At 44.9% G+C, this 17,500-nt stretch carries 15 protein-coding genes and 1 pseudogene; 4 read left to right on the top strand and 12 right to left on the bottom strand.

Annotation, left to right across the window (positions count from 1 at the left end; genetic code table 11):
- Positions 1-33 precede the first annotated feature (33 nt).
- Genes FTU40_RS04505 through FTU40_RS04490 form a run of 4 tightly spaced genes read right to left on the bottom strand, consistent with a single transcriptional unit; the run spans position 34 to position 3,527 of the window.
- Complete coding sequence (locus FTU40_RS04505; RefSeq protein ID WP_180039945.1) at positions 34-1,014, bottom strand: nitronate monooxygenase family protein; 981 nt, start codon at positions 1,012-1,014, stop codon at positions 34-36.
- 11 nt (positions 1,015-1,025) lie between these two features.
- On the bottom strand, positions 1,026-1,814 hold the full coding sequence (locus FTU40_RS04500) for an enoyl-CoA hydratase-related protein (protein WP_180039943.1): 789 nt from the start codon (positions 1,812-1,814) through the stop codon (positions 1,026-1,028).
- Between the two features lie 37 nt (positions 1,815-1,851).
- Positions 1,852-2,775: a glyoxylate/hydroxypyruvate reductase A gene (locus FTU40_RS04495; protein ID WP_180039941.1), complete on the bottom strand. Its 924-nt coding sequence runs from the start codon at positions 2,773-2,775 to the stop codon at positions 1,852-1,854.
- Positions 2,772-3,527 carry a class II aldolase/adducin family protein gene (locus tag FTU40_RS04490; RefSeq protein WP_180039939.1) on the bottom strand — a complete coding sequence of 252 codons (756 nt, stop codon included), beginning with the start codon at positions 3,525-3,527 and terminating at the stop codon, positions 2,772-2,774. Before FTU40_RS04490 ends, FTU40_RS04495 begins: the two co-directional genes overlap by 4 nt.
- A gap of 110 nt (positions 3,528-3,637) precedes the next feature.
- Here FTU40_RS04490 and FTU40_RS04485 point away from each other — a divergent pair, with 110 nt between their 5' ends.
- Positions 3,638-4,075, top strand: coding sequence for a PaaI family thioesterase (locus FTU40_RS04485; protein ID WP_005170934.1), 438 nt, complete (start codon positions 3,638-3,640; stop codon positions 4,073-4,075).
- Between the two features lie 126 nt (positions 4,076-4,201).
- Here FTU40_RS04485 and FTU40_RS04480 read toward each other — a convergent pair whose 3' ends face one another.
- Genes FTU40_RS04480 through FTU40_RS04470 form a run of 3 tightly spaced genes read right to left on the bottom strand, consistent with a single transcriptional unit; the run spans position 4,202 to position 7,735 of the window.
- Positions 4,202-5,413: a 3-oxoadipyl-CoA thiolase gene (locus FTU40_RS04480; protein WP_005235695.1), complete on the bottom strand. Its 1,212-nt coding sequence runs from the start codon at positions 5,411-5,413 to the stop codon at positions 4,202-4,204.
- Positions 5,414-5,438: 25 nt separating this feature from the next.
- Complete coding sequence (locus FTU40_RS04475) at positions 5,439-6,959, bottom strand: 3-hydroxyacyl-CoA dehydrogenase (protein ID WP_180039938.1); 1,521 nt, start codon at positions 6,957-6,959, stop codon at positions 5,439-5,441.
- Positions 6,960-6,961: 2 nt separating this feature from the next.
- Positions 6,962-7,735 carry an enoyl-CoA hydratase gene (locus tag FTU40_RS04470; RefSeq protein WP_180039936.1) on the bottom strand — a complete coding sequence of 258 codons (774 nt, stop codon included), beginning with the start codon at positions 7,733-7,735 and terminating at the stop codon, positions 6,962-6,964.
- A 451-nt stretch (positions 7,736-8,186) separates the two neighbouring features.
- Between FTU40_RS04470 and FTU40_RS04465 the strand changes: the two genes are divergently transcribed.
- The 3 genes from FTU40_RS04465 (at position 8,187) to FTU40_RS04455 (ending at position 12,188) form a co-directional block, all read left to right on the top strand.
- On the top strand, positions 8,187-9,485 hold the full coding sequence (locus FTU40_RS04465; RefSeq protein WP_180039934.1) for an MFS transporter: 1,299 nt from the start codon (positions 8,187-8,189) through the stop codon (positions 9,483-9,485).
- Between the two features lie 220 nt (positions 9,486-9,705).
- Complete coding sequence (locus FTU40_RS04460; protein ID WP_180039932.1) at positions 9,706-10,971, top strand: DcaP family trimeric outer membrane transporter; 1,266 nt, start codon at positions 9,706-9,708, stop codon at positions 10,969-10,971.
- Positions 10,972-10,988: 17 nt separating this feature from the next.
- A complete protein-coding gene (locus FTU40_RS04455) occupies positions 10,989-12,188 on the top strand; it encodes an MFS transporter (RefSeq protein ID WP_180039930.1) in 1,200 nt (399 codons plus the stop codon).
- A 24-nt stretch (positions 12,189-12,212) separates the two neighbouring features.
- On the opposite strand, the pseudogene FTU40_RS04450 reads toward FTU40_RS04455, so the two are convergent.
- The 5 genes and pseudogenes from FTU40_RS04450 to FTU40_RS04430 form a co-directional block, all read right to left on the bottom strand.
- Positions 12,213-13,199, bottom strand: a pseudogene (locus FTU40_RS04450) (putative bifunctional diguanylate cyclase/phosphodiesterase); the annotation flags it as partial.
- Positions 13,200-13,379: 180 nt separating this feature from the next.
- Positions 13,380-14,033: a 3-oxoacid CoA-transferase subunit B gene (locus FTU40_RS04445; protein ID WP_005170908.1), complete on the bottom strand. Its 654-nt coding sequence runs from the start codon at positions 14,031-14,033 to the stop codon at positions 13,380-13,382.
- The gene (locus FTU40_RS04440; RefSeq protein WP_005170906.1) at positions 14,033-14,704 is read right to left on the bottom strand and encodes a 3-oxoacid CoA-transferase subunit A; all 672 of its coding nucleotides are present in this window, start codon (positions 14,702-14,704) and stop codon (positions 14,033-14,035) included. Before FTU40_RS04440 ends, FTU40_RS04445 begins: the two co-directional genes overlap by 1 nt.
- Positions 14,705-14,745: 41 nt before the next feature.
- On the bottom strand, positions 14,746-16,026 hold the full coding sequence (locus tag FTU40_RS04435; RefSeq protein WP_100535110.1) for an MFS transporter: 1,281 nt from the start codon (positions 16,024-16,026) through the stop codon (positions 14,746-14,748).
- A gap of 249 nt (positions 16,027-16,275) precedes the next feature.
- Entirely contained in the window at positions 16,276-17,475 is a 1,200-nt protein-coding gene (locus tag FTU40_RS04430) for an acyl-CoA dehydrogenase (protein WP_180039928.1), read from the bottom strand.
- Positions 17,476-17,500 lie beyond the last annotated feature (25 nt).

Below are 17,500 nucleotides of genomic sequence, written 5' to 3'. Positions count from 1 at the left end.
TGGCTTTTTATTAAATGATCAAAATAAATCGATCTAGCGCGGGAAAAACTGAGCCAAACGTTGCTGAACTATCTGTTCTGCTTCTTGCATGATATTGTCAATCAGCGTTTGACAGGTTGGAATGTCATGGATCAACCCCATCACTTGACCTGCAGTCAGTACACCAGCATCTATATCACCATTTTCCAAAGCCAGCTTGCCTTTTAAGCCACTGACATAAGGGCGAATCTGCTCAAATTCCAGATTTGGATTTTCACTCATTTTAACGACGAGATCAGATACGGTATTCTTCGCAACACGGGCCGTATTCCTGAACTGACGATAAAGCAGATGCGTTGCCCGTTCATCATTATCGACATAAAACTGCTTAATGTTTGGATGGATCGGCGCTTCCTGAGTAGCACAAAAGCGTGTCCCCATATTGATGCCTTCAGCACCTAAAGCAAGTGCTGCCACCAGACCGCGTCCATCAGCAAAACCGCCACTGGCCACAATCGGTACAGTAAGTTGATCAGCGGCTGCAGGAATCAGGATTAACCCAGGAATATCATCTTCACCCGGATGACCAGCACATTCAAAACCATCAATCGAGATCACATCCGCACCGATTCTTTGTGCTGAAAGTGCATGACGGACCGAGGTACATTTATGAATCACGATGATGCCGTGTTGTTTAAAGGCTTCAATATGTTCATGCGGCTTGTTGCCTGCCGTTTCTACTATCTTGATCCCACTTTCAATAATGGCCTGTCGATATTCAGCATACGGCGGTGGGTTTACAGCGGGTAATAAAGTCAGATTCACCGCAAAAGGCTGATTGGTCATTTCTTGGCAACGTGCAATTTCCTTGGTCAGCGCTTCAGGTGTGGGCTGAGTCAATGCAGTCAGTGTTCCCAAGCCACCCGCATTGGAGACTGCACTGGCCATTTCTGCGGTACCGACCCACATCATGCCGCCTTGAATAATCGGATAGCGAATGCCTAAAAGCTCGGTAATACGTGTTTGAATGTTCATGAATGCTCTCCTTAGCGTCCGGTAAATTGTGCGGGGCGTTTTTCGACAAAGGCATGCACACCTTCTTTGTAGTCTTGGCTACTCAAGGCCAAGTATTGCAGATTTTGTTCAAGCTCCAGTTGCTGATCCATGCTATTTTCAGCACTGCGTTGCAAAGCCTGTTTGGTTAAGGCCAGTGCATAGGTCGGCTGTTGTGCCAGTCGCTGTGCCAGTTCATCGATATAAGCATCAAATTCTGCATCAGGGATCATTTTCCAGATCATGCCCATTTCAGCTGCTTCTTTGGCATGCACAGGTTCACCGAGTAAGGTTAATGCCATAGCGCGTGCATAACCAATTAAACGCGGCAACATCCAGGTACCGCCGGCATCGGGAATTAAGCCAATTTTTGAAAAGGCTTGAATAAATTTGGCACTTTCCTTGGCAATGACCAGATCGCAAGCCAGTGCGATATTGGCCCCTGCACCGGCAGCCACACCATTTACCGCTGCAATCACCGGTTTGGGACTTTTACGAATCAGATTAATCAAAGGATTATAATATTTGGCTAGCGAACCTTCGGGAGGCAAAGGTACATTGCCGAGCTGTCCGGCACGTTCTTTTAAATCCTGTCCTGCTGAAAATGCCCGGCCATTACCCCGAATCACAATCACCCGAATACCTGAATCCGTATTCCAGCTTTTCAGTACTTGCTGGACTTCCTCATGCATTTGCCGGTTGAAACTATTCAGTGAATCTGGACGGTTAAAACTTAAAGTCGCGACGCCTTGCTGAATCTGGGTTTGAATCATTTCCCACATCATCAATTTCCTTATTTTTTTGTCTGTATCCCTACAATTAATAGCCTTTATTGACATCCACTTGATGACACAAATCCAGGCCTTGATTTAAGCGGCGGTCATTTTCCAGAATCTGCTCTACCACCACAGACATTGGGGCATGTGAGGCAACATGTGGTGTCACCACAATTTTTTCATGCTGCCAGAATGGATGGTCAGCAGGTAATGGTTCCTGCTCAAAGACATCAACAATTGCACCACGCAGATGACTAGAATCCAGTGCATTCAATAAATCCTGTTCAATTAAATGCTGACCACGCCCGACATGAATCAAAGCTGCCTGTTCAGGTAGTTGCTGAAATAATTCAGCAGAAAGAATCCCGGCATTTTCTTCGGTGAGTGGTAGCAGGTTAATTAGAATCTGACTTTGAGCCAGGAACTCGGAAAGTTGTTCTTGGCCCACATAACTTTTAACTTGATTAATATCTTTTGGGGAATTCGACCAACCAGAGACTTGATAGCCCATGTCAGCAAAGCGTTCTGCTACGTATCCGCCCATATGCCCCAGTCCCATAATCCCGACCTGGATATGATGGCTATAGCTTTGGCGATACTGCTTCCATAGCTGCTGCTTTTGCTGCTGGATCATGCGGTCAAAATAACGCTGAAAATACAGCACGCCCCAAAGCAGATAATCAAACATGCCTTTTTGATGATGCGGATCCAGTACCCGGCAAACGGCTTGATCCGGGCGTACAGCATTTAAGTTTAAATGTTCTACCCCAGCAGCAATCGAATGAATCAGGCCAAGCTTTGGTAGCTGCTGCACTTTTTCCAGATCTGGAAACCAGGCAGCAACTGTGGTTGCCTGTTCAGCTTCAGGGCTGTCCACTGTACAGAAACTTCCAGCAGGCGCATATTTTTGAAAAGACTTGACCAGAATGGCTTCAATATTTGGTACAGAACTGGAAATAACAATCATGATGCATACTCCGTATATTGATGCTCAATCAGGGACAAAGCGGCCTGCCAGGCACGCTGTAAAATCGGTTCAATAAGAGGACTGGCGAACTGCTTAGCTGTTTTAATTCGGACTTCTTCTGCTGGATAATGCAATTCAGCACCGCCACTTAAGGCCTTGACCTGTGCCTGACAGGCGCGTTCCAGGAAATAGATTTCATGAAAAGCTCGTGCAATGGTTTCCCCAGCCGTTAACAGGCCATGATTACGTAAAATCATGGCGCGATGGCTGCCTAAGTCCTGAATCAGACGCTCCTGCTCATCAGTTGAAAGCGCAACGCCTTCATATTCGTGATAGGCCACATGCTGATAAAACTTCATGGCGTGCTGGGAAATTGGGAGAAGTCCATGTTTCTGTGCAGAAACAGCAATTCCATCCGCGGTATGCGTATGAATGACACAGTTCAGATGAGGATGTGTTTCATGAATTGCAGAGTGAATCACGAATCCCGCCATATTGACTGGCTTGTCTTGTTCATAGCTTTCTACCACTTGCCCTTCATGATTAATCTTTACCAGCGTTGAGGCACGCATTTTTTCAAATGCGACACCATATTGATTAATCAGAAAGCAGTCTGGTTGATCTGGGACTCTTAAACTGATGTGGGTATCAATCAAGTCGGTCATCCGATAATGCGCAATAATGCGATAAAGCGCAGCCAGTTCACAGCGTGCCTGCCATTCAGCAGCTGTAACGAGATTTTTTATTGTCATCATTCCATCCTGGAAAAATATAGCATTTCGATCACTATCTGTTATATCATAATTTTAGAAAAACAGAATATTATTTCATAAAGCGAAATAAATCATTACAAGGAGTTGCTATGCCAACATCACAATTAAACGGACTTGAATATCTCACTGCCATCAAGAATGGGGAAATTTCCAGTTCAGCCATGAGTGAAATTATTCCCATGCGTCTAACGTTGGTGCGTGAGAACTATGTGGAATATGAAGTACGCCCCGATCAGCGCCATTACAATTTACAAGGTGGGATTCATGGCGGTTTTTGTGCAACGGTTTTAGACAGTGCGACCGGTGCTGCCGTGCATACGACGGTTGATGCCGGGGTAAGTTTTTCGACCATCGATCTGAATGTGAAAATGCTGAAAGCCATGAAAAGTGGTGAAACCTATACTGCCATTGGTGAAGTCATCCGGATCGGACGTAATGTACTCACTTCAGAAGGCCGGATTGTCGATAAAGAAGGTAAAGTTTATGCCTTTGGTTCAGCGACTTTATTGGTGACTGGACGCAAATAGTCTTTGAACTGATTTAAACATTCCCTGCATGTGCAGGGATTTTTATTTCTCTATCTATATAAATAGCGCAATAAAAAATGCCATGCATATCATCTATACATGGCATGAAGGTGATAACTCAAGCGGTTAAGCTGCTTCAGGGTTTTCAATCACCATTGCCAAGCCTTGACCCAGACCAATACACAGGCTGATCACGGCATATTTTTTACCGGTACGCTGTAACTGACGCGCAACGGTTAAAGCCAAACGCGCACCCGAACAGCCCAGTGGATGGCCAATCGCAATACCACCACCGTTTGGATTCACACGCGGATCATCAAAAGCCACATCCAGACCTTTCAGGCAAGATAATACCTGGCTAGCAAATGCTTCATTGATCTCGATAATGTCCATATCATCTAGCGTCAAACCCGCACGTTTTACGGCTTTTTTGATCGCTTCAATTGGACCCGCACCCATGATGCGTGGCTCAATGCCAGCGGCTGCAGAAGACAGGATACGTGCTAAAGGTTTTAAACCATACTGTTCCTGAACTTTTTCACTGCCGATAATCAGTGCTGCAGCGCCGTCATTGATACCTGATGCATTACCTGCAGTCACAACACCACCTTCGAAAAGCGGTTTTAACTTGGATAATGCTTCAAATGTCGAAGATGGACGTGGATGTTCATCTTCAGTCACTAATTTAGGCGGTAATTTACGCCCTTGTGAAACTTCAATCGGGGTAATTTCACCCTCAAAGAAACCTGCTTCTTTTGCAGCTTGATATTTCGCTTGTGATGCAGCAGCAAAAGTATCTGCCTGTTCACGCGTAATGCCAAACTCTTCAGCGACGTTATCACCTGTTTCTGGCATGCTGTGCGCGCCAAACTGATCGGTGAATTTACGGTTCGGGAAACGTGTACCAATGGTGGTGTCATAAATTTTGGCATCACGTGAATACGCACTTTCAGCTTTACCCATTACAAACGGTGCACGCGTCATGCTTTCTACACCACCTGCAATATACAGTTCGCCTTCACCTGCGGTAATGGCACGTGCTGAATCGATCACAGCACCCAGGCCTGAAGCACAAAGACGGTTTACAGTTTGACCTGGAACGGTCACTGGCATACCTGCAAGCAATGCTGCAAAACGAGCCACATTACGGCTGTCTTCACCGGCTTGGTTGGTGCTACCAAAGATCACATCTTCTACATCTGCTGCCGGAATACCGGTTTTTTCTAGCAGATTTTTAATGACTGTTGCTGCCAGATCATCTGGACGGACAGTTGCCAGGCTTCCTGCATGGCGACCGATTGGAGAACGTAAACCATCATAAATATAGGCATTTAACATGAGTGTTATTCCTTTAACTTTTTAATTAATGTGTAGTATGAACAAGAGGTAAACCGAGCTGAACGCGGCGGCGCAACCAAGGACTTGGACGGTAACGCTGGTCACGAGTAATCGCAGTCATGCGGTCTAAAATTTTCAGAATTTTTTCAGCGCCTAATACATCGCCCCATTCAATTGGGCCGTATGGATAACCAAGACCTAACTTCACGGCAACGTTGATATCTTCTACGGTTGCAACACCTTGCTGGGCAATATCACAGCCTAGATTCACGATCATGGCCAAAGCACGTTGGGCTACAAAACCAACGCTTTCCTGAATTGTGCTCGCAGTCACACCATCCAAATTGAAAATCGATTGTGCTGCGTTTACCAGTTCAGGTTTGGTCACAAACGTTGGCATCAAGGTGCGGTGTTTATTCAGGCCGTAAAGTAGATCGATACAGACTACTTGCTGGGGAGCTACCTGATAACGAACTGCGGCAGAAGTCGCATCTTCGCCATAAGTGGCAATCAGAATTAAAGCATCTGCTGATGGTGTTTCAGTTTGCTCGATCTGGATGTTGAACTGCTGCAGATATTGCTCAAGCGCCTGACGGTCTTCGCTATATTCTGTGCCTAGCCAAACCGATGGATATTGATCCAGCTTTTCAACCAAGGTTGGAGCCACATCACCTACTTTGCTACCTGAAGTGTAATCATAAAAACCTTTACCAGTTTTGCGGCCTAATTGTTTGGCAATAAAACGCTGGCGGGTAATCACGCTTGGGCGGTAACGTGTTTCTTCATAATATTGGTGATAAATAGATTCGCTCACCGGATGAGATACATCCATCCCGGTCAAATCGCCTAACTCGAATGGTCCCATTTTGAAACCGATCCCGTCACGATAGATGCGGTCAATGTCATAAAATGGAGTGACATTTTCATTCAGGATCGCATAGGCTTCACTACCAAAAGCACGGCCAGCATGGTTGATAATAAACCCTGGGGTGTCTTTAGCCTTTACCGGGCGATGTCCCATCTTGGTCGATAGCTGAGTGAGTGCATCCACAATATCGGCACGAGTATTAAAGCCTTCAATGACCTCAACCACTTTCATCAGTGGAACTGGGTTAAAGAAGTGATAACCAGCAACGCGTTCCGGCTGGCTGCAATTGGCAGCAATCGCACTAATGGATAGTGAAGATGTATTGGATGCCAGAATTGCTTCCGGTTTTACGATACCTTCCAGTTGCTGCATCAGTTTTTGCTTGATTTCCAGATTTTCAATAATCGCTTCAACGATTAAATCGCAATCTTTCAGGTCTTCGATCTGATGAGCAATCGATAAATGAGCAATATCTTCAGCAGCTTTTTCATGGCTGAATTTACCTTTATCAGCCAGGGTATTTAATGTTTTAGCCAGCTTTTCCTGTGCCTGTTCAGCAGCACCCGCTTTGGCATCAAACAACACGACATCATGGCCAGATTGAATTGCGATCTGGGCAATGCCCGCACCCATCGTACCTACACCAATAATACCGATTTTCTGAATTTGAATGCTCATGCTTATCGTCCCTGATAATTTGGTTTACGTTTTTCAATAAAGGCTTGCATACCTTCTTTTTGATCTTCTGAAGAGAACAGCATCTGGAAGGATTTACGTTCCAGCATTAAGCCGGCATTGAGTGGCACATCTTCAGCCAGTAAAGCCACTTCCTTAATTTGTTCCAGCGCGATTGGCGGCATTTTTGCCAGACCTTCAGCCATCTTGATTGCTGTTGCCAGGGTTTCGCTATCTTCCGTTACTTGAGACACCAGGCCAATCTGATATGCCTCTGGTGCAGGTACCAGGCAACCCGTCATGATGATGCGCATCGCATGGAATTTACCCACGGCACGGAATAAACGCTGTGTACCTCCAGCACCCGGCATTACCCCTACTTTGACTTCAGGCTGACCGAACTGGGCACTTTTTCCGGCAATGATAATGTCAGCGTGCATCGCCAGTTCACAGCCACCGCCCAATGCATAACCGTTTACTGCTGCAATCACCGGCTTTGAACACTGTGCAATGGCTTGCCAGTAACGTTCGGTACGACGTTGCATCATCTGGATCGTTTCAGCATTGGCTAATTCTTTAAGATCAGCACCTGCAGCGAAGTCAGTTTCACCACCAGTGAGAATAATGGCACGGATATTTTCATCGTCATTCAATTGCAGAAAAGCCGCAGCCAGTTTCTGACGCACTTCTGTATTCAGGGCATTTTTAGCTTCTGGACGATGGATCTTGACCATCGCCACATGTGCCGAGATTTGCTCTACTTGAACTACCTGTTCCATTAAAATCTCCATTTATTTTGTATAGCGAAATTTTATTTTATATAAAACTACGGTTTCTAAGGGCATAAATCAAGGATTTTTAACTCCAAAATTCAAAAAAGTTATTTTTTACTAAAAATAGAGTAAAAACTCTTGTCCATCTGGTTATTTTATGATTAATTGATTTCGCAATACGGAATTAATTATTTAAGGCTAAATTTGGCTATTCATTTAAGTAATTATTAGCCTTATAGCGAAACTAAAAATTAATTTACGTAATAAAGATACTTCGTCGTTCAATGATTTTTTACCCGTATAGGACTGAAAAATCAGATTTAACCTGATTGTTGAAGTGACTAAACCGAACAGAAACGGACACTTTATATCAGGAAAAACACTTTTCCGAGAGGAAGAAAAATGGATTTAGCGGTAGCAGAGGAAATGCTACTTTTAATTTATAGAGGATATAAGAATGACAAGCGATACCATCGTAGCTGAGGAAACTAAAACGGGAGTCTCCTCCGACGGCACTGTCAAACAGGCACCTAAACGCCTGTGGATGACAGCCTTTGTCTTTGCTTTTTTGATTTTACTATGTGACGGTGCAGACATTGGTATTCTGGCTTTCAGTTTGACCAGTCTGAAAGCGGAATGGGGACTGACTTCTGTACAGGCAGGTGCTCTGGGAAGTTATTCTCTTTTGGGTATGGGGATTGGTGGCTTTGTCGGTGGATGGGCTTGTGACAAGTTCGGTCGCGTACGTGTCATCGTATTAGCAACCATCGCCTTTTCAATTTTATCTGCCTATTCAGGTTTTGCTCAGTCTTATACTGAATTCTCAATTCTACGTACCCTTTCGTGCTTGGGTTTAGGTTGTTTATATATTGCCTGTAATACCCTGATGTCAGAATACGTACCGACTAAATACCGTACCACCGTACTGGCAACATTAATGACCGGTTTCACTTTAGGTTCTCTGGTCATCACCATGCTTTCAGGCTGGATCATTCCTGAATTCGGTTGGCGTATGCTGTACTGGATCACGATTGCTCCATTGGCTTTAGGTATCCTCATGCATTTCATGGTACCAGAGCCTGAGTCATGGAAGCGTGTCCGTGAAATGAAAAGAACTGGTCAGATTGTGGATAACGATGCCAAAAAGGGCAATCCATACATCACCATTCTTAAAGACAAGACCCATGGCAAGATGTTCATCCTGTGGTCTTTCAGCTCCGGGTTCCTGTTATTTGGTTACTTCGGTGTAAGTAACTGGTTGCCAAGTTATCTTGAAGCTGAACTAGGCATCAAGTTTAAAGAAATGGCGTTATACATGGTAGGTACCTTTATCACCATGATGTTCGCCAAAATCATTGCAGGCTATGTGGCTGACAAAATTGGTCGCCGTATCGTATTTGCTTTCGGCACCATGGGAACAGCGCTATTTATTCCTGTCGTAGTGTATATGCATACCGCCGATAACATTGGCGTTCTCATGCTGATCTTCGGCTTCCTGTATGGTATTCCATATGCGATTAACGCAACCTATCTCACTGAAAGCTTCCCGACTGGCGTTCGTGGTACTGCCGTAGGCGGTGCGTTCAACATTGGCCGTATCGGTGCGATCTTCGCGCCAATTACCATTGGCTATCTGGCGATGCAAGGTTCGATTGGTACAGGCTTGATGGTGATGGGTGCAGCATACTTCCTGTGCGGCTTGATTCCAGCCCTGTTTATTAAAGACCGTTTATACGATCCGCAAAAAGCAGAATAAGTTTTAAATCAGGAGAGCTGTGTATTTACGGCTCTCCTGAATCCAAATTTCATGACTTTAATATCGAATCCATATGCTTTGATCTGATCAGGATGTGTCGGGTTGAACTGATCGCGTATTCACTATTTAAAAGTCAAAATTTCTGCATTTAGCAATAAGAGCAACGACAAGGAAAGATTTTCCTTTTTAGATATCAGAAAATTTCTTTAGGGATTAAGAAATGAAAAAATTAGTTTTAGCGACACTATGTGGCATTGCTTCAGCACAGACATTTTCAGCAGAAGCATCTGAAGACCGGATGCAGTTTTTAGAATCACAGTTAAAGCAAATCCAGGCCGAACTGGAACAGCAAAAAGCAGCGCAACTTGCCTTAAAGAACCAGCAGGAAGAAGCCAAAGCACAAGACTCTAAAACCTTGAGTTCGATGGTGGATAATGTCGATGTTTATGGATTGATTCGCTTTGATGGCGCAGTCGATTTCAAAAGTACCACCGAAGCTCGTGGCCGTACCATTAACCAGATCAATAAAGTCCCTTTTACTGAACCTGACTCTACCCGTTCAGATTTTACTGCAGCTGCCAGCCGAATTGGTTTCTTGGCGAAAGACCTTGGTGGAAATCCAAATGTTTCTGCACGTTTAGAAGCTGATTTCTGGACCAATAATGGTAAAGGTGACGGTGGATTACGTATTCGTCATGCACATTTAAAATACTATAACTGGACATTTGGTCAGGCCTGGTCACTAATGTCTACCCCTGAAATTAGTACTGAAGCTGTCGATTACAGCCTGTTTCTGGGTGGATCAGTCCTACGTACCCCTCAAGTCAGCTATGCTTTCAAACTTGATCCGGAAAATACCTGGAATGTCGGTCTGGAGTATATGGCCGGTGGCGATCGTTCTTCTGCCTTGCCTGCTTTGACGACGAAATATGTCCATCAATCAGGTCCGCTGCATGTATTAGCTCAAGGCTTTGTCAATCAAAAGCAGGCGCAAACAGATACAGGCGATATTGAAAAAGTCGGTTGGGGTGTAGGTCTTGGTGGACGTTATCATCTTGATGATCAAAACTCGATTCAGGGCAACTATTTCCATATGGTCGGTGACCAGCGCATTGCAGCTTTCTTGACTCAAGGATCAACAAGTGATGGCGCTGAATGGGGGGGTGATTATTCAGTCGATCCAGTTAATAACGAACTTTTACTCAATGAGTTTAATAGTTTAAATATTGGATTCACACATAAATTCACCCCAAAACTACGTAGCAGCATTAATGCCAGCATTGTTGATTTTGATGATTCCAGCGACTATGCACGCGCGCATCCTGAAACCAACAAACGTTTAACTGACTATGTGGCCAATGTGATTTACTCTCCAGTTCCAAAGGTTAATCTGGGCGCAGAATATCACCACGGCAAACGTGAGACTTTTGATAATCGAGAAGCGGATGTTTCGCGTGTGAACCTATCAGCGACTTATAGTTTCTAAAGCCTCAGGAGACAAGGATGTCAACCCAAGGGCAAATTTCACGAAAATTTATGTTTATGATGGCTATGACCTGCGCACTCTGCGCGGGTTGTAATTACTTTAACCAGCCCTTAATTTATTCGATTGCCCAGGACTTAAATATAAGTGTGGCGCAGTCTGGCTGGACAGTGGTCCTGACTCAGATTGGCTATGCAGCCGGTCTGTTTTTGTTTGTGCCTCTGGGTGATTTATTTGAAAAGCGTTTATATATCTGTAGCCTGATGTGCTGTACCGGTCTGGCGCTAATCGGACTTTCTGCCAGTACCAATCTGCATATGCTGTATGGTTTTACTCTGCTCGCCTCTTTCTGTTCGATTACCACCCAGATTCTAATTCCTTTTGCGGCCAACCTATCTCAAAGAGAAAAAAGTGCTGAAGTGGTCGGTCTGCTGATGAGTGGTGTTCTGGTCGGTATCCTGTTTGCCCGAACTGTATCAGGAATGATTTCTACCTTATGGTCCTGGCATGCCGTGTACTTATTAAGTGGTTGCGCCATTTTACTTTTAAGTATTGCGATGTGGTATCAATTACCCAAAGCGAAAAGCCAGTTACAGATGAGCATTTTACAGATCTATTATTCCTTATTTACCTTTGCCAAGACCGAACCGATGTTGATGCGACGGAGTCTTATCGGCGGTCTGGGTTTTGGAATGCTGAGCATCATTTTTACCACCATGACTTTTATTCTGGCAGAAGCACCCTACCATTTTAATGACTTCCAGATTGGTCTGATGGGCGTCGTGGGGGTAATCGGGATCTGGTCTTCACAATGGACGGGGAAAATGATTGGCCGCCATCGGGAGAAGTGGCTGGCACAGCTCGCGACAGCTGGACTGATTTTGGCCTGGATTCCTCTGGCTTTTGCACAGCGCAGTTTATGGTTATATATTCTGGGCCTGATGATTGCCTATTTTGGCATTTCATCTTTACATGTACTCAACCAGAATCTGGTCTATCGGCTTTCAGTCCAAGCCCGCTCGCGTATTAATGCCATCTACATGACCTGTTATTTTTCTGGTGCCGGGCTTGGTGCATTTCTGTCTTTAAGTTTATGGAAAATCTATGGCTGGCCGGCCTGTGTAGCACTCGGTTTTCTATTTGCCTTGCTGATGTTTGTAATTAATTATTATGACCTGAATCAAAAACACAATTTGGTGAATATCCAGCCCAGACCTTAATCACTGTACTTTCACCTTGAATTTTTAATTTCTTTGCGGATGATCAGATTCCATGGATAAATAAAGAGGCTTTAATTCAGTTAAAGGCGCAGGTTTCGCATAAAAAAAGCCTTGTAGTAAATCACAGCCTTGTTGATAAAGTAATTGGGCTTGATTCAAGGTTTCCACACCTTCAGCCACAACATCTAAATCAAGCTGATGGGCCAGATGAATGATGGATTGAACAATTGCAGCATTCTGATCATCCAGTGTCAGTTCCTCGATAAAACTCCGATCTAGCTTGATCTGGTTGATCGGCAGGCGCCGTAGATAACTCAGGCTTGAATAGCCGGTCCCAAAGTCATCAATCGCGACTTGAACACCTAAAGCACGTACCGTTTTCAAAATTTCAATGGTGCGATCTGCGCCATTAATAATCACCCCTTCGGTAATCTCAATTTTGAGCAGCTCCGGAGGCAATTGACTGCTTGCAAGGACATGTTTAAGTATTTGCAGGAAACCTGCCCTGCGGAATTGGAGCGGAGAAATATTGACCGATACGGTGATCTGACGATTGTGCTGCTTGTTCCATGCAGCAATATCTACGCAGGCTTTTTCCAGAACCCACTGGCCTACACCGATAATTTGCCCTGTTCGTTCTGCAAGCGGAATGAAAACCGCAGGAGAAATATAACCCTGCTGCGGGTGCTGCCAGCGAATCAGAGCTTCTACGCCAGTCACCTGACCATTTGCAGGATTAATAATCGGTTGATAGAAAAGATTAAACTGTTTCTGGTTGATCGCTTGCATCAGTTCCATACGCAGATTTGCATAATCTATTTCTGGTGCAGGTTTCATATTGGTTTTTTCATACCATTGCCAGATATTTCGGCCTTGTCTTTTGGCTTCCTGCATCGCCAGAACAGACTGATAAATCAGCTCAGAAGAATGCTGAATCGAACTGTCATCTGCAACAATACCAATACTGGCACTTAAATGAATCTTGTATTCATCCACGATAAAAAGCTGGGACTAAACACATAGCAAAAATTTGTATTTATATCTTCAAATTGCGTAAAGATCGGCCTTATTCCAGATATTCAAAATCTATATGTAATACTCAGCATTTAAACATGCGTAAATCGCAGCCTAAGCTACGATTTACAAGTTACAGGCATACTGTAATTTATACAAGGTGAAGCTCTGCGCTGTCTACTGCTGCCGATGATCCAGCAATTTACATCCGGTCTGCTGTTGCAGTTCCTCAAAGCTTAACCCCTCCACCATCTCAATGACCCGGGCCTGCTGGTCTTTGAGCTCAATCACACACAAATCGGTATAAATACGGTTTACACAGTGCTTGCCGGTAATCGGATAAGTCAGCTCTTCAACAATTTTGGCTGCACCGTTTTTGGTGACATGTTCCATACAGACATAAACACAACGGGCACCGACGGCCAGATCCATGGCGCCGCCTACGGCAGGTACAGCAGCGGCATTACCGGTATGCCAGTTGGCCAGATCACCATTAATCGCCACTTGAAAGGCCCCCATGACGCAAATATCCAGATGCCCACCGCGCATGATATCGAAGGAATCTGCAGAGTTCATAAAACTGCCGCCTTCCAGCATGCTCACCAGTTCCTTGCCGGCATTAATCAGGTCATCATCTGCCTGTTCAGGATCATTCAAGGCCGCAAAACCCAAAACACCATTTTCAGAGTGCAGGATCACGTTCTGTTCCGGTTTTAAATGACCTGCCACACGGGTCGGTAAACCGATGCCCAGATTGACAAAAGAACCGCTTGGAATATCTTGCGCGACTTTTGCCACAATCTGTTCACGAGTACGTTTTTGAATAGTCATTATTTGATATCTCCGACCTGAACCACATGCTGTACAAAAATGCCCGGCGTTACGATAATCTCTGGATCAAGATCTCCCAGCTCCACAATCTGATGTACCTGAGCGATAGTGGTTGTCGCCGCTTTGGCCATGATCGGACCAAAATTACGCGCTGCCTTGCGGTAGGTCAAATTGCCCCAGCGGTCTGCCTGATTGGCATAGATCAAGGCATAATCGGCATGAATCGGATATTCCAGCACATAATCCTTGCCATTAATGTGGCGCGTTTCTTTGCCTTCTGCAATTTTGGTGCCGAAGCCAGTCGGCGTGAAAACTGCCCCTAAGCCGGCACCTGCTGCCTGAATACGGCAGGCCAGATTGCCCTGCGGAACCAGTTCCAGTTCAATTTTTCCAGCCTTGTACAGGTCTTCAAATACAGTAGAGTTATTGGCGCGTGGAAAGGAACAGATCATTTTTTTGACCAGTCCCGATAACAGTAAATTGGTAAGTCCACGATCTCCAGAGGCTGCATTATTATTGATAATGGTTAAATCTTTCGGGCCCAGATCAATCAGTGCTTCGATCAGTTCCACCGGTTGGCCTGCCAGACCGAAACCACTGGTCATAATGTGTGCACCATCAGGAATCTGTTTGAGAACTGTTTCGATATCCTGCGTGATTTTATTCATCATATTGCTTCCTAGCATCTTTTCTATATATTTTGATTGGTAGATCAATCGGCTTTTTGCGGATCAAATAAGCGGTCTTTAATAAAGAAAGCCGGAATCAAGCCACAAAGAAAATAGGCAATTCCCATGATCAGTAAACCCGTACCAATTGAGCCTCCTTGAGCAAAATAACCAATGGTAAGAGGTGCAAACACAGCACCCAGTCTGCCTACGTTATAGGCACCACCCACGGCTGTTCCACGCACTTTGGTGGAGAAGCTTTCTGTCATGTAAGTCGCATTAATACCGTATGGAATACCATAGAGAAAACCAAAAAATAACATCAGCCAGAGAATGTTATCCGGCGTATTACCAAAGACAATCACAGGGATAAAAATTGCAGTACCCATAGTGCCGAAAGCAAATACCGCACGACGGCCAATCCGGTCAGCGATAAAACCGGCAATAACCTTGGTACACATCATGATCAGGAAAGTTCCGATCATATACATGGTCATTTCTTTAAACTTGATTCCCAGATCAGTCTCTAAGTAGGCCGGTAACCAGTTGCTGACTCCATAATAGCCAAACTGTAAAAATGCGGTACTGAAGGACCAGAGGATAAACATGCGACGGCTGAGTGCATCTTCAAAAATCATTTTGAAAGTGTTCTTGGGCTTTTCCTGCACAATGCCACTGGCTTTTGCATCCAGTCGGGCCTGACGTGCTTCTAACCAGGCTTTCGGTTCAGGCACCAAAAAGTACATCGCGAAAGCCAGTACAATTGGAATAATGGCAATATAATAGAGGTATCGCCAGCCAAACTCAGGTAATAACCATCCAGCCAGAACAGTTGCGACCACCGAGCCTAAAGTCCAGCCAGTCATGAGCGTTGCCAATACTGTAGAGCGATATTTGGTGGGTACATACTCTGCCATGAGTGTGTTACAGGCAATATATAGAGCACCTAGTCCAATCGCAGACGTAAATCGCAGCCATTTGAACTGATCATAACTTTCCACGAATCCCAACCAGAAGGTTAATGAAGAAAATAATGCAATGGCAATGACGATAACACGAACCCGGCCAAAACGGTCACATGCCCAGCCACCAAAAAATCCACCAATCGCCATACCTGCCAATGTCCAGCTGCCCAGCGCCCCGGCTTGCATACTGCTTAATGAAAATTCCTGTTTCAGACTGGTCAGACTGTAGGCCAACAACGCAATATCGGCTCCATCGACCAGTAATGCCAAAAATGAGAACACAAAGGCCAGAATCCAGACTTTTTTCTTGGGTTGGTTATCATTTTCCAAATGAGGGTGTTGCGCACTGATCGTATTCATGGCGTCCTTAAAATATTTTGAGCATTCCGGTGCTTTTATAACTTTTATCTTTCACGTAATTATTTATATGAAAGATATAGTGAAACAGGGTGATAATCCTATCATCTGCCTATCGGGTATTTAATTTATGTGCATGTTTCCACTTGATTTTAATTGAATATCTTATAGAAAACCTGGTATTTGCAAACAAACGGCAGCAAATAGTCGGCGCTCTAGCCAGCATGTGCTGGCTAGATGTTATAGCTAGACTTAGTTACAAAATGCAGCGATGCCGGTTTGTGCACGTCCTAAAATCAGGGCATGTACATCATGAGTACCTTCATAGGTATTCACCACTTCCAGATTGACCAGATGACGGGCTACGCCAAATTCATCAGAAATCCCATTACCGCCCATCATGTCACGGGCCAAACGGGCAATATCCAGTGCCTTACCGCAGTTATTACGCTTAATTAAAGATGTACCTTCAACTGAAGCAATGCCATCATCTTTCATGCGGCCAAAACGTAATGCGACCTGTAATCCAAGAGCAATTTCAGTTTGCATGTCCGCCAGTTTCTTCTGGATTAGCTGATTTGCTGCCAACGGACGACCAAACTGTTTACGGTCCATGGTGTATTGATGCGCGGTATGCCAGCAGAATTCTGCTGCCCCCATGGCACCCCAGGCAATGCCATAACGCGCACTGTTCAGACAGGTAAATGGCCCTTTTAGACCACGCACTTCCGGGAAGGCATTTTCTTCAGGGACAAAGACGTTATCCATCACGATTTCACCAGTGATTGATGCGCGTAAACCGACCTTGCCATGAATCGCAGGTGCAGACAGCCCTTCCCAACCTTTTTCCAGAATGAAACCGCGAATGTCACCGACATTACCCTCAGCAGAGACTTCTTTAGCCCAGACCACAAATACATCCGCGATCGGACTATTGGTAATCCACATTTTTGCGCCAGTTAAACGGTAACCACCATCGACTTTTTTGGCACGGCTAATCATGCTGCCTGGATCAGAACCATGATCTGGCTCAGTCAGACCGAAACAGCCAATATATTCACCGGTGGCTAATTTTGGTAAATACTTTTGTTTTTGCTCTTCAGAACCGAATTCATTAATCGGCACCATTACCAGTGAACTCTGTACGCTGGCCATCGAACGGTAACCTGAATCGACACGCTCGACTTCACGCGCAATCAGACCATAGCTGACATAATTTAAACCGGCACCGCCGTACTGTTCAGGAATGGTTGGGCCCAGTAAACCAAGCTCGCCCATCTCACGAAAAATGGCCGGATCGGTTTTTTCATGACGGAACTGTTCTAATACGCGTGGCATCAGCTTGTCCTGACAATATGCTGCTGCCGCATCACGGATCATACGTTCCTCTGAGCTGAGCTGCTGTTCAATCAGGAACGGGTCTTGCCAATCAAATCTAGTTTTAGTCGTCATTTTTATATTTCCCTATTTTAAAAAT

The organism is Acinetobacter sp. YH12100 (assembly GCF_013419135.1).
In the GTDB taxonomy this organism is placed as follows: Bacteria; Pseudomonadota; Gammaproteobacteria; order Pseudomonadales; family Moraxellaceae; genus Acinetobacter; species Acinetobacter pseudolwoffii.
Note: the sequence above shows the minus strand (reverse complement) of the source record. Positions and strands in the feature narration are given on the sequence as shown.